The 12,219-nt window shown below is 71.4% G+C and carries 9 protein-coding genes; 4 read left to right on the top strand and 5 right to left on the bottom strand.

Annotated features, from left to right (window positions below):
• Position 1: 1 nt before the first annotated feature.
• Both hemH and ABGB12_RS14505 read right to left on the bottom strand, forming a co-directional pair.
• Positions 2–874 (bottom strand): ferrochelatase, encoded by an 873-nt coding sequence (gene hemH, locus ABGB12_RS14510; protein ID WP_347677982.1) that lies wholly within the window; start codon positions 872–874, stop codon positions 2–4.
• 9 nt (positions 875–883) lie between these two features.
• Positions 884–1,960 carry a lytic transglycosylase domain-containing protein gene (locus ABGB12_RS14505; RefSeq protein ID WP_347677980.1) on the bottom strand — a complete coding sequence of 359 codons (1,077 nt, stop codon included), beginning with the start codon at positions 1,958–1,960 and terminating at the stop codon, positions 884–886.
• A 147-nt stretch (positions 1,961–2,107) separates the two neighbouring features.
• Between ABGB12_RS14505 and ABGB12_RS14500 the strand changes: the two genes are divergently transcribed.
• A complete protein-coding gene (locus ABGB12_RS14500; protein WP_347677978.1) occupies positions 2,108–3,421 on the top strand; it encodes a D-arabinono-1,4-lactone oxidase in 1,314 nt (437 codons plus the stop codon).
• A 462-nt stretch (positions 3,422–3,883) separates the two neighbouring features.
• Positions 3,884–5,581, top strand: coding sequence for a septation protein SepH (gene sepH / locus ABGB12_RS14495; protein WP_347677976.1), 1,698 nt, complete (start codon positions 3,884–3,886; stop codon positions 5,579–5,581).
• 189 nt (positions 5,582–5,770) lie between these two features.
• Here the strand turns inward: sepH and ABGB12_RS14490 are convergent, their stop codons facing one another.
• Positions 5,771–6,589, bottom strand: coding sequence for an ABC transporter permease (locus ABGB12_RS14490; RefSeq protein WP_347677974.1), 819 nt, complete (start codon positions 6,587–6,589; stop codon positions 5,771–5,773).
• A complete protein-coding gene (locus ABGB12_RS14485; RefSeq protein WP_347677972.1) occupies positions 6,586–7,563 on the bottom strand; it encodes an ATP-binding cassette domain-containing protein in 978 nt (325 codons plus the stop codon). Before ABGB12_RS14485 ends, ABGB12_RS14490 begins: the two co-directional genes overlap by 4 nt.
• Positions 7,564–7,826: 263 nt before the next feature.
• Here ABGB12_RS14485 and ABGB12_RS14480 point away from each other — a divergent pair, with 263 nt between their 5' ends.
• A complete protein-coding gene (locus tag ABGB12_RS14480; RefSeq protein WP_347677970.1) occupies positions 7,827–8,321 on the top strand; it encodes a PH domain-containing protein in 495 nt (164 codons plus the stop codon).
• On the top strand, positions 8,318–9,784 hold the full coding sequence (locus ABGB12_RS14475) for a PH domain-containing protein (protein ID WP_347677968.1): 1,467 nt from the start codon (positions 8,318–8,320) through the stop codon (positions 9,782–9,784). The genes ABGB12_RS14480 and ABGB12_RS14475 overlap by 4 nt, the downstream gene beginning before the upstream one ends.
• 137 nt (positions 9,785–9,921) lie before the next feature.
• On the opposite strand, the gene ABGB12_RS14470 is transcribed toward ABGB12_RS14475, so the two are convergent.
• The gene (locus tag ABGB12_RS14470; protein ID WP_347677966.1) at positions 9,922–12,186 is read right to left on the bottom strand and encodes a SulP family inorganic anion transporter; all 2,265 of its coding nucleotides are present in this window, start codon (positions 12,184–12,186) and stop codon (positions 9,922–9,924) included.
• Positions 12,187–12,219 lie beyond the last annotated feature (33 nt).

Raw genomic sequence — 12,219 nt, 5'->3', positions numbered from 1 at the left:
CTCAGGCCCTCTCGAACAGGTCGCGGGCGAGCGGCGCCAGCGCCACGCCGGGGGTCGAGGCGCGCACCAGGGCCATGCCCAGCTTGTCGGCGACCTGCCGGGCCTCGACGTCGAGGTCGAACTTGACCTCCATGTGGTCGGACACGAAGCCGATCGGCACCAGGACCACGCTGTCGACGCCCTCCTCGTGCAGCAGCTCCAGGTGGTCGCAGACGTCCGGCTCCAGCCACGGCTGGGACGGCGGCCCGCTGCGGCTCTGGTAGACGAGGTCGTAGGGCCGCTCCGAGCCGGAGGCATCGTGCACCCTGCGGGCCACCTCCTTCAGCTCCCGCACGTAGTCCTCCCAGCCCTGCTGAGACAGCGGCACGCTGTGGGCGGTGAAGACGAGCCGCGCCCCCGGCGCCTGAGCGAGGGCCGCCCTCGTGTTCTCGACGAACGGCTCGATGAACCCGGGCTCCAGGCAGTAGACCGGCAGTTTGGTGATCTCGGGCGCGTCCGGGACGGCGGCACGGGCGCGGGCGATGTCCTCCAGGTACTGCCCGCTGGAGGAGTACCCGCTGTAGGCGGAGGTGACGAACGCCGCGGCCGAGCGGACACCGTCCGCCTTCATCCGGGCGACGGTGTCCTCCAGGTAGGGGGGCCAGTTGCGGTTCCCCCAGTACACCGGGACGTCGACCAGCTTCTCGACGGCCTCCTTCAGCTCGCGGCAGAGCTCGTTGATCGGGCTGACGCCGCCGAAGAGGTAGTAGTGCTCGGCCACCTCCTCCAGCCTCTCCCTCGGCACGTTCCGGCCCCTGGTGACGTTCTCCAGGAAGGGCATGACGTCCTCGGGACCTTCCGGCCCCCCGAACGAGATCAGCAGCAGAGCGTCCATGCCCTCAGCCTATGAGAACCGCCGGGCGTAGGCGTCCGCCAGGGACAGCACCTTCTGGACGTACCAGTCGGCGTGGTTGTAGGCGTAGACGGCCTTGTAGAGGTCGCGCTGGGCACCTGCGGCGCACAGGTAGCGGGCTGCCGCCGGGATGGCGTCGAAGGGGTTCATGATGTCGGCCCGGCCGTCGCCGTCGCCGTCCACGCCGTAGGACTTCCAGGTGGCCGGCATGAACTGCATCGGGCCCAGGGCCCCGGCGCTGGACGGGCCGACGTCGCGCCCGTGGCCGCTCTCCACCTGACCGATCGCGGCGAGGACCGTCCAGGACAGGCCGGGGCAGGTCGTGGCCGCCTTCTTGTAGAGGTCGAAGTAGCTGCCGCCGGTCTGGGAGCCCGCGGCGTCCAGGTCCACCACCGTGGCCTTCTTCCCCAGGATGGCGCGGACCTTCCTCGCGACGTCCGCCGACTTCGCCCCCGGGGCGTTGACCATCAGCGCGACCGCCGGGATCAGCCCCAGCGCCGTCCCGGTGCGCCTGCTGACCAGCAGGTCCACCTGGGGGAGGCCCAGGGGCGCGATACCGCCCAGGACGACCTCGGGAGCGGAGCGGGCGACGATCCGGTACGTCCGGCCCGGCGTCAGCTTCCGTTCCCGGGCGGTGCCGGCGCTGGCCACGAACCTGTCCGCGGCCAGCGCCGCCCACAGATCCTGGTTCCTGGCGGTCGCCGGGGACGTCCAGGAGCGGAAGCGCGAGGGGTCGACGGCCAGGACGTTGACCCTGCCGCCTTCCAGAGCCACCGCGCCGCCGTCGACCACGATCACGTCCCGGACCTTCCCGATCCGGCGGATCCGCTCGACCTGGGCATCGCCCACCCCGGTGGGGACCACCGCCAGGACGTGCGGGGGGACGATCCGCTCCAGCGGCGCCACCTGCTCGGCGACCACCATGTCCGCCGTCACCCGGTTCTGCGGTGCCGAGGCCGCCGGCGGCCCGGCCTGCTCCCCCAGCCGGACGGCCAGCCAGCCCGCGGCGACCGTCAACGCCAGTACCAGTGGCACGGACAGGAGGGTGAGCAGCCGGTTTCTTCTCACCGCAGCAGGCTATCGGGCCGCGGGGGAGGCGGTCCCGGGCACCCTGGCGCAGTGATCTTGAGGGATCCGCGACCAGCACGGGTCACGATTCGATAACCATCAAGAACATGAATCTTCTTCATGAACACTGTCCACTACTCTCCTCCCATGCCTCCTGAAACACCCCCCGGAGTCTGGCGCAACTGGGCCGGAAACCAGCAGTCGGCCCCGGCACGGGTGGCCTTCCCCCGGACCGCCGAAGAGGTCGCGGCGGAGGTCCGTCGCGCGGCCGAGGACGGGCTGACCGTCCGCATGCCCGGAACCGGCCACTCCTTCACCGGAGCCGCGCTCACCGAGGGAGTCCAGCTCAGCCCCCGCGAGCTGACCGCCGTCCGCTCCGTCGACACCGCCACCGGACTGGTCACCGCCGAGGCCGGGCTGCCGCTGTGGCGGCTCAACCGGCTGCTGGACGAGCACGGCCTGGCCCTGGCCAACATGGGCGACATCCAGGAGCAGACGATCGCCGGCGCCTCGCAGACCGGCACCCACGGCACCGGGCGCGACCACGCCGGGCTCGCCTCCCAGATCGCCGGTCTGGAGCTGGTGCTGGCCGACGGCGAGACGGTCACCTGCTCGCGCACCGAACGACCCGAACTGTTCGACGCCGCCCGGGTCGGGCTGGGCGCGCTGGGCATCGTCACCGCCATCACCTGGCAGACCGTCCCCGCCTTCCTCCTGCGCGCGCAGGAGGAGCCGATGGCCTGGGACGAGGTGCTCTCCCGGCTGGACGAGCTGGAGGCGGAGAACGAGCACTTCGAGTTCTACTGGTTCCCGCACAGCGAGGGCTGCCTCACCAAGCGCAACAACCGGGTGGACGGGCCGCGCGAGCCGCTGCCGGGCTTCAGGGCGTGGATGGACGACGAATTCCTGTCCAACCAGGTGTTCGGCGTCGCCCAGCGGGTGACGAGGCGTTTCCCCGGGGCCATCCAGACCATCAACGGCGTCTCGGCCAAGCTGCTCGGCGCGCGGGCCTACACCGACACCTCCTACAAGGTGTTCACCAGCTCCCGCGACGTGCGCTTCAAGGAGCAGGAGTACGCCATCCCGCGCGAGCACCTGGTGCCCGCGCTGCGCGAGATCCGCGCCGCGTTCGACCGGCACGGGTGGAAGATCAGCTTCCCGATCGAGGTCCGGGTGCTCCCCGCCGAGGACGCCTGGCTGTCCATGGCCCACGGCCGCCGGACCGCGTTCATCGCGATCCACGTCTACCACCGGAACGAGCACGCCGCCTACTTCGAGAGCGTCGAGGAGATCCTCACCGCGCTCGGCGGGCGCCCGCACTGGGGCAAGATGCACACCCGGGACGCGTCGTACCTGGAGACCGTCTACCCGCGCTTCGGCGATTTCACCAAACTCCGGGACGAACTCGACCCCGATCGCCGGTTCCGCAACGACTATCTCCACCAGGTCTTCGGGGACTGACCGGACAGGACGCGAGCCGCCACAATGAAATTTCCGGCGTGCCCTAACAAGGTGAGCGTTTCGGCTCAACCATAATGAGGTAGAGAAACCTCAACCAACCACACGTTTTCCCTGTTCCAGTTCGGACGGGACGGCGGTCCCCGGGAAAAGGATGCATAAGAAAACGGCAGCCTGACCCCCGGAAGTGCCTCCGACCCGGCAAGCTGACCCAGGGAGAAGAACAGCTTTGTTCCTTACACCGGGTGACCGCACTCACATCGCACTAGCACACCGAACGAATCCAAGCGACGATGTTCGGACATGCCGGGTACGGTGCTGGCAGTGGGTGCGTCCTTGACGAGAGACTCCAAGGGCCCCTGCCCGAGGTTCGGGCCGGGGATCCGGGGGAAGGGACGCATGCGCCCGCTGTCACAAGGACGGTGCTTGGGATGAGGGCCGGGGACAAGGCTGGGAAGGACACGCATGCAGGAGCTGCGCCTCGTGGCGGTGAGCGAGGACGGTTCGTACCTCGTGCTGGCCACCGCCGGCCGGGGCACCCGGTTCACCCTGCCCGTGGACGACCGGCTGCGCGCCGCGATCCGCGGGCACTTCTCCCGTCTCGGTCAGTTCGAGATCGAAGTGGAGAGTCCGTTGCGCCCCAAGGAGATCCAGGCCCGCATCCGCGCTGGAGAGACGGCCGAGGAGATCGCCGACTCGGCCGGCATCCCGGTTGAACGCGTCCGCTGGTTCGAGGGGCCGGTCCTCCAGGAACGCGAGTACATGGCCCAGCAGGCCCAGCGCTGCGTCATGCGCACCCCCGGCGAGTCCACGCCCGGACCCCCGCTGGGCGAACTGGTCGAGGAACGCCTCGGCCACCGCGGCGCCGACCTCGAAGAGGTCACCTGGGACGCCTGGAAGTGCGAGGACAACAGCTGGCAGGTCCGGCTGTCCTTCTACGACGGCGGCCGTCCCCACGCCGCCGAGTGGAAGTTCGACCCGCGCCGCCGTGTCGTGCGCGCCCTCGACGACGAGGCCGTCCGGCTCAGCTCGCTGACCGCGGAGGAACCGCCGCCCCTCGCCGACACGGTCACCCCGCTGCGCCGCCCCGCCATGAAGATCGTCTCAGACCAGCGGCGCGACTACCCCGCGGGCCGCCCCTTCGCGCCGCTGTCCCAGCCCGTCCCGCCCGCCGCCACCCCGCTCAACCCCGAGCCGTTCACCCCCGAACGCTTCCAGCGCGAGGCCCGCGCCGCCGACTTTCCCGACCTGGAGGCGTTGAGCGCCCTGCTCGACGGCGAGCCCACCGTCCTGCCCCCGCCTCCCGGCCGCGACCCCGGCGAGGCCCCCTCCGCCCACCCCTCCGCCGTCTCCCTGACTCCGCCCGCCCCGCAGGAGCCCGCCCGGGCCCCTTCCGCCGAGAGGCCCGCCGACACGGGCGCCGCCGGCTCCGCGCCGCAGCACACGCCCGCGGCGGACGCCTCCGCCTCCGAGCGGCCCGCCGAGGACGAGCGGGAAACGCTCGATCCGCGGCCCGCCGTGTCTCCGGTGTCCGCTCCTTCGCCCGCCGCCGAGGCGGCGACCGCCGACTCCCGGCCGTCCGCCCCCGCCGCGCAGGCTCCCGCTGAGCCCTCCGGCGAGCCCGTTCCCGCGGCCTCCGCCGCTCCGAATGCCACCGCCGCCGAGACGGACCCTGCCCTCTCCGAGGACGCGCCCGCTCCCGCCACCTCCGTCGGCGAGTCCGCCGGGCCCGCCGCGGAGGCCGCCGCCGCGACCTCGGACCCCGTGTCCGAGCAACAGCCCGCCCGGTCCGCTCCCGAGAGGCCCGCCGACCGGCAGGAGAGCGCACCCGCCGCTCCCGAGCAGCCCGCCCGGGCCGCCGAGCCGCCGGCCGCGGCCCATCCCGTGCACCCCGACGTGGCTCCCAAGCCCGCCGCTCCCGTGGACCGGCCCGCGCCGCCTCCGGCAGAGCAGCCCGCCGTGGCCCAGCAGCCCACCGTCCCCGAGCCGCGCCGCGAACCGCCCAAGCCCAAGCCCGCCCCCAAGCCGGCCCCGGTCCCCGCCGCCGCGGCGGCCGCCCCGGCCAAGGCCGAGCCCCGGCCCCGCAAGCGCCCGGCCCGCAACCGCCGCGCCAGCGTCCCCTCCTGGGACGAGATCATGTTCGGCGCCCGTCGCCCCGACTGACCCCGACCCGTCGAAAGCCCCGGCCCTGGCCGGGGCTTTCCTCGTGTCCGGCGGGGTCGTGTCTCCCGCACCGGTTTCCGGCGGAACCGTCGTCTTCGCCGAACGCAACGAAGCCCCGGCGGATGCCGGGGCTTCGCCGGGGCGGCCTCCCGGAAGTCCGGAGGGCCGTGCGCCTTCGGGGCTCGAGGATCAGACCCTGCGGCGGAACGCGCGGAGACAGAGCGGGATGAAGACCGCGGCTATGGCGCCGCCCCAGGTCAGGGCGACCACGGCGTGCTCGAGGACGGGGCCGCCCACCAGGAGGCCGCGGAGGGCGCTGGTGAGCTGGGAGACGGGATTGATGTCGGTCATGAAGGTCTTCAGCCAGCCGGGGCTGCCCTCGGCGGGGAGCACGAAGGCGTTGCTGAGGAAGGTCAGCGGGAAGATCGCGGTGAAGCCGAAGACCTGGACCTTCTCCGGATCACTGGCGGTGAGGCCGACCAGCACCGTGATCCAGGCGAACATCAGGGTGAAGGCCAGGAGCAGGAGGAAGGCGCCGAGCACGCCCACCACTCCCGTCTCGACCCGGAAGCCGATGGCGATGCCGACCACCAGGACGATCAGCATCGACCAGGCCTGCTTCACCACGTCCGCGAGGATGCGGCCGAGCAGCGGTGCCGTCCGGGCGATCGGCAGGCTGCGGAACCTGTCGAAGACGCCCTTGGTCACATCGACGTTGAGCCCGAAACCCGTGCTCATCGAGGCGAACAACGCGTTCTGCGCAATGATGCCGGGGATGACGATCGGCAGGTAGGCGGCGACGCTGCCGGAGATCGACGGGCCGAACACGTAGGCGAACAGCAGCACGAACATGATGGGCTGGATGCTGAGGTCCACCAGTTCCATCGGATTGTGCTTGATCTGCACCAGCCCGCGCCAGGCCAGGGTCAGCACGTTGCGCAGGGCGGTGAGCGGCGTGACCTTCCTGGGGAGGAGGGCCGCCTGCGGGGCTGAGGTCACTGCGGTCATACGGCCGCTTCTTCCTTTCCTGAGTCGGAGGAGGCCTGGTCGTCCTCGGCCCGGTGGCCGGTGAGAGCGAAGAAGACCTCGTCGAGGCTGGCCTTGCGCAGCGACAGCTCGCCCACCAGCACCCCGGCGTCGTCCAGGGCTCGCACCACCGCGGGCATCGCCGCGGGATCCGCCAGCGGCACGGACAGCAGTCCCTGGTTCACCTCGGGGACGGCGCCGAGCAGCTCGGCGACGACCAGCGCGGCCTTGTCGACCTCCTGCCCGCGCACCGGCCGCAACTCCAGCACCTGCCCGCTCGTCTGTGCCTTGAGCTGGTCGGAGGTCCCCTCCGCGATCACCCTGCCGTGGTCGATGACCACGATCTCGTCGGCGAGCTGGTCGGCCTCCTCCAGGTACTGGGTGGTGAGCAGGACGGTGACGCCGTCGTCGGCGAGCCCGCGGACCATCTCCCACAGGCCGTTGCGGCTGCGCGGGTCCAGGCCGGTGGTCGGCTCGTCCAGGTAGAGGATGGAGGGGTGGCCCACCAGTGAGGCCGCGAGGTCCAGCCGCCGCCGCATCCCCCCGGAGAACGTCTTGGCGGCCCTGTCCCGGGAATCCCACAGCTCGAACCGCCGCAGCAGCTCCGCCGCGCGGGCCTTGGCCCCGGCCCGGCTCAGCCCGAGCAGCCGCCCGATGAGCACGAGGTTCTCGGTGCCGGTGAGCATCTCGTCGACGCCGGCGTACTGCCCGGTGAGCCCGATGAGCCGGCGGACCTGATGGCCCTCTTTGACCACGTCGTGGCCGCCCACCGTCGCGCGGCCCTCGTCCGGTCTGATCAGGGTGGCGAGCACCCTGACGGTCGTCGTCTTGCCCGCCCCGTTCGGCCCCAGCACCCCCAGGACCCGGCCCTGCGGTACCGCGAGGCTCACCCCGTCCAGGGCACGGGTCTCACCGAAGCGCTTCACCAGGCCCTCGGCCTGGATGGCGTAGGTCATCGAATGATCTCCTCGATCTGTGGTCTCGTGCGGCGGCGCACCGACCGGGTCACGGTAGGCGGACGCCTCCTCAGGGCGCCAACGGTTTTCCGGAAGGCGCCACCCGCACGCCGGCGGCGTGCTTCCAGCCGGCCGGCGGGCACCGGTACGGCCTCGTACTCGCGGATCCGCATGGCCGAAGAGATCCCGACCACAACACGAACGGTACGCAGAGGGTCTGACATTCCGGAGGACCGCGGCCCCGGCCGCATAGGGTGATCTGTGTGAACTCGCGGTTGAGGCCTCCCGCGCACCGGGTGTCGGCTCGCGCGATGGCCAAGTGGGCGGTGGAACTGCTGCTCGGCGGCGCGGTGCTGACCGGCTGCTCCTTCGCGCTGAGCGGCTGGGCCGCCAGGGCCGACTGGACCTGGCGGTTCGCCTGGCTGCCCTGGTTCGCCCTCGCCGCGACGGCCCTGTGCGTCCTGACCATCCCCTACTGGCGTTACCGGGTCCACCGGTGGGAGATCAGCTCAGACGTGGTCTACCTCCGGATCGGGGCGCTGCAGCGGCAGTGGCTGCTGGTGCCGGTCAGCCGCATCCAGACGGTCGACGCCCAGCAGAGCTGGCTGGAGCGCCTGCTCCGGCTGGCCACCCTGCGGATCAGCACCGCCTCGCACGAAGGCTCCTCTGAGCTCTCCGGCCTGCCACTGCCGACCGCCACCTCCCTCGCCGCCGAGCTCGCGCACCGCGCCCACGCCCTGCGCGACGACGCCACATGAGCGGCGGCTCCCGGCGGCGCCTCCCCGCGGACGCGCCGCGCCGGCTCAGCCCGCTCACCTGGATCGTCGGGGCGGTCCGCGAGACGCTCGCGCTGCTCGCGGTGGCGGTCACGGCCCTGCTCGTCAGCGAGGGCGGGGTGGGACTCTACTTCGCGGTGGCGGCCCTGGGCTTCGGCCTGATCCATCAGATCGTCCGCTGGTGGACGTTCACCTACACGGTCGCCGACGACCGCATCGAGCTGCGCCACCAGCTCATCGGAAGGTCGGTGAAGACGATCCCCATCGAGCGCGTCCGGGGCGTCGACATCACCGCCGGCTTCCTCCACCGGGTGCTGGGCCTGGCGGTCGTCCGCATCGACGCGGCGGCGGGCGGCGACGAGGGAGTCCTGAACGCGGTGTCCCGCCGGGAGGCGGCACGGCTGCGGGAACTGCTGCTGGGCCGGGGGGCGGAACCGTCACAGGAGCAGATCATCTCCCGCGCCGACCCCACCTGGTACCGGTACGCCCCGCTCAGCGGCGCCTACCTGCTGACGCCCTTCGCCCTGCTCGGAAGCCTCCTGGGCACCCTCTACAACCTCAACACCGAGCTCGGCATCGTCTCCCAGGGCACGCTCTCCCATCTGGGAGACAGGGTCGTGGGGCTGCCCCCGGTCCTGGGGATCGTCGCCCTTCTGCTGCTGGCACTGGCGATGCCCGTCGCGTCCATCCTGGTCTTCACCTGGTTCAACTGGGACTTCACGCTGCGCGCCGTGCCCGGAGAGGACGAGAAGGGCTCACTCGTCGCCGAACGCGGCCTGGTGACAAGGCGAAGCGTGACGCTCGAACGCCGCCGGATACGCGGTGTCGAACTACGCGACAACCCCTTGGAACGCCGTAAGAAGGTGGTCCGCCTGACGGCTCTCGTCACCGGTCTCGGCGACGCGGAACACCGTGGCCGGCTGCTGCCCACCGCCCCGCGGGAGGCCGCCTTGCATGTGACGGAAGAGGTCGTCGGCAGATTCAAGGAGCCGCTGACCCGCCATCCGAAGTCGGCTCTCAACCGCAGGCTCACCCGCGCGGTCCTGCCTCCCCTGGCGGTCTCCGTCCTGTCGGTCACCACCGGACCGCCGTGGCTCGCCGTCGCGGCGGCCGTCGCCGCCGTCGCCGCGGTCCCGCTGGCCCTGGACCGTTACGCCCAGCTCGGCCACGCCTCGGACGGCGGCCTCCTCTCGATGCGTTCGGGCTCCCTGGTCCGCAACCAGCAGATCATCGAGCACCGGGCCGTCGTCGGATGGCGTTTCCGCCAGTCCCTCTTCCAGCGCCGCAGCGGTCTGGCCACTCTGACCGTCGCGGTCGGCGCGGGCGAGGGCGCCTATGACGCGCTGGACCTCGCGGAGGAAGACGCGTTGCGCCTGGCCTCCTCCGTCAATCCCGCCTGGATCGCACCGTTCCTGCTGGACCCGCCCGAGCCTTCGCAGAACTGAGCTCGGTACGGTGCCACGCCTTCCGAGGCCGGGGCCGTCGGCGGCGCACACGGCCGGGGGCCGCCCGGCGTCGCCGGACGGCCCCCGCCGTCGTCTCCAGTGGCCCGCCCGCGGTACGGACGGGGGCCGTCCCGTCGTCAGGCGGGAGAGGCCGTCGTTCCCTGTGAGGTGCCCCTGGACCGGGCCGACCTGTCCGAGACCGAGTCGGGAACGGTGAGGAACTTGCCCTGCTCGGGGTCGAGGATGTGCACCTTGGCGGTCGCCAGGTCCAGGTACATGCCGACCAGCTCCAGCTCGCCCAGCTCCACCCTGCGCTTCAGCCACGGGTAGGTGAGCAGGTTGTCGAGCTGCTGCATGACGTTGACCTGGCAGAGCCGTGCCAGCGGCGTCTCCGTGCCCTCGGGGCCCGGCTGGTGCAGGAACCTGTCGAGGCTGTGGTTGGCGTGCTTGAGCCAGTTCGACAGCTGGGGCAGATGCTCGATCTCACTGCCCCCCGCCAGCACACCGGCCATGGCACCGCACATGGAATGGCCGCAGACAGTGATCGTCTTAACATTCAAGACGGATGTCGCGTATTCCACGGAGGCCATCACCGAGTCGTCGGGGACGCGGGCCCCGTAACGGGGAACGAGATTCCCGACGTTTCGTGTGATGAAAAGATCACCAGGCCCGCTGGCCGTGATGAGATTGGGCACTACACGTGAATCGACGCAAGTGATGAAAAGGTGGTCAGGAGTCTGGGCCATGGAGAGCTCGGCCATGATCGGCCGGACCAACCGGGCTGTACTCCCGTGGTACTCACGTACCCCTGCCAGCAGGATCTCTCGGGGAGAGGCCTCTTCGAGTGGCTCGATCTGGCCTCGATTACGGTTCGCCCACGGCGCCCACCAGCGGGAGGAACCCGCAGATTTACGCGGCGGGGAGGATTCTCCGGTCATCGCGCTCTCATACCAAGATTCATGGATCTCATCGATGTCGACTCTACCTCCAAGGCGTTCGTGTGAAACGCGCCAGGTATGGATAGCGTCAAAAGCCGCGTTGTCCATGAAGTCAACATCGAGGTCGAGATCCACGGGAACCCCCGGCGGAACCTCGGCGAGCGCGGCGGTGAGCCTCGGCACGCCCAGGAACGTCAACGAGCCCTCGACCACCACATGCCACCGGCCGTCCCGCTGCTCGGTGCGCACCGCGACCCGGGTGAGCCGCCTCAGCGCCAGGCACGCGGCCAGCCCGACCCCCACCAGCACCCCCTCGCCCAGGCCCAGGACGACCACGCCGCCCATCGTCACCCAGTAGATCAGGGTCTCCCGGTGCGGGCGCAGGCCGCGCAGATGCGAACGGTCGATCATCCGAAGGCCCAGCGCCACCAGCAGGGCCGCCAGCGCCGCCAGCGGGATCTGCTCCAGCACCGCCCCGCAGGACAGGGCCAGCACCAGCACCCAGACCCCGTGCAGCACCGTCGAGCCCCGGGTCAGCGCGCCGGCCCTCACGTTCGTGGTGCTGCGGACCACCACCCCGGCGACCGGCAGGCCGCCGAGGAGACCCGAGACGAAGTTGCCCGCGCCCTGGCCGACCAGTTCCCGGTCCAGGTCGCTGCGCGGCACCCCCACCGGGCGCATCCTGTCCACCGCGACGCTGCACAGCAGGGACTCCACCCCGGCGACCAGGGCCACCGCGACGACCGCGCCCACCAGGTCATGCAGCGGCGCCTGCGGGAGCGAGGGCGGCCCCCAGTGCACGAGCAGGCTCCCCGGCAGATCGACGCGCGGGACGTCGAACCCGCCGAACCAGGACACCGCCGTCGCCACGGCCACCGCCACCAGCGGCGCCGGCACCCGGCGCCACGGACCGCGCTCCCACAGCAGCAGCACCGCGATGGTCAGCACACCCAGGATCACCGCCAGCGAGTGCTGGGTCAGGATCTGCCGGGGCAGCTCCACCAGGTTGGCCAGGGCCGAGTGCTGCGGGCTGCCGCCCAGCACGATGTGCAGCTGCGACAGGACCAGCACCACGCCGACGCCCGCCAGCATGCCGTGCACCACCGCGGGGGACACCGCCAGCGCCGTCCGCGCCACCCGGCACGCGCCCAGCGCGATCTGCAGGAGGCCGGCGCACATGGTGATGACGCAGGTCGCCCGCCAGCCGTAGGTCTCGATCATCGAGGCGACGATCACGGTGAGGCCTGCGGCGGGGCCGCTGACCTGTAGCGGCGAGCCACCGAGCACGCCCACGACGACGCCGCCGACGATCGCGGCGATCAGTCCGGCCTCCACGGGGGCTCCCGAGGCGACCGCGATACCGAGCGACAAGGGCATCGCGACCAGGAACACCACGAACGAGGCGGGTATGTCCTGGCCGGGCGAGAGGAAACGTTTCACTGCGGCCTGTGCTTCGAAAGTCACACTCCGTATCGAACCACAAGCCGAGAGTCACTG

The sequence above is a fragment of the Actinocorallia sp. B10E7 genome, assembly GCF_039871655.1.
In the GTDB taxonomy this organism is placed as follows: Bacteria; Actinomycetota; Actinomycetes; order Streptosporangiales; family Streptosporangiaceae; genus Actinocorallia.
Note: the sequence above shows the minus strand (reverse complement) of the source record. Positions and strands in the feature narration are given on the sequence as shown.

Coding starts and splice junctions, on each gene's coding strand:
- hemH (WP_347677982.1), bottom strand. CDS start 874: ATGGACGCTCTGCTGCTGATCTCGTTCGGGGGGCCGGAAGGTCCCGAG.
- ABGB12_RS14500 (WP_347677978.1), top strand. CDS start 2,108: ATGCCTCCTGAAACACCCCCCGGAGTCTGGCGCAACTGGGCCGGAAAC.
- sepH (WP_347677976.1), top strand. CDS start 3,884: ATGCAGGAGCTGCGCCTCGTGGCGGTGAGCGAGGACGGTTCGTACCTC.
- ABGB12_RS14490 (WP_347677974.1), bottom strand. CDS start 6,589: ATGACCGCAGTGACCTCAGCCCCGCAGGCGGCCCTCCTCCCCAGGAAG.
- ABGB12_RS14485 (WP_347677972.1), bottom strand. CDS start 7,563: ATGACCTACGCCATCCAGGCCGAGGGCCTGGTGAAGCGCTTCGGTGAG.
- ABGB12_RS14475 (WP_347677968.1), top strand. CDS start 8,318: ATGAGCGGCGGCTCCCGGCGGCGCCTCCCCGCGGACGCGCCGCGCCGG.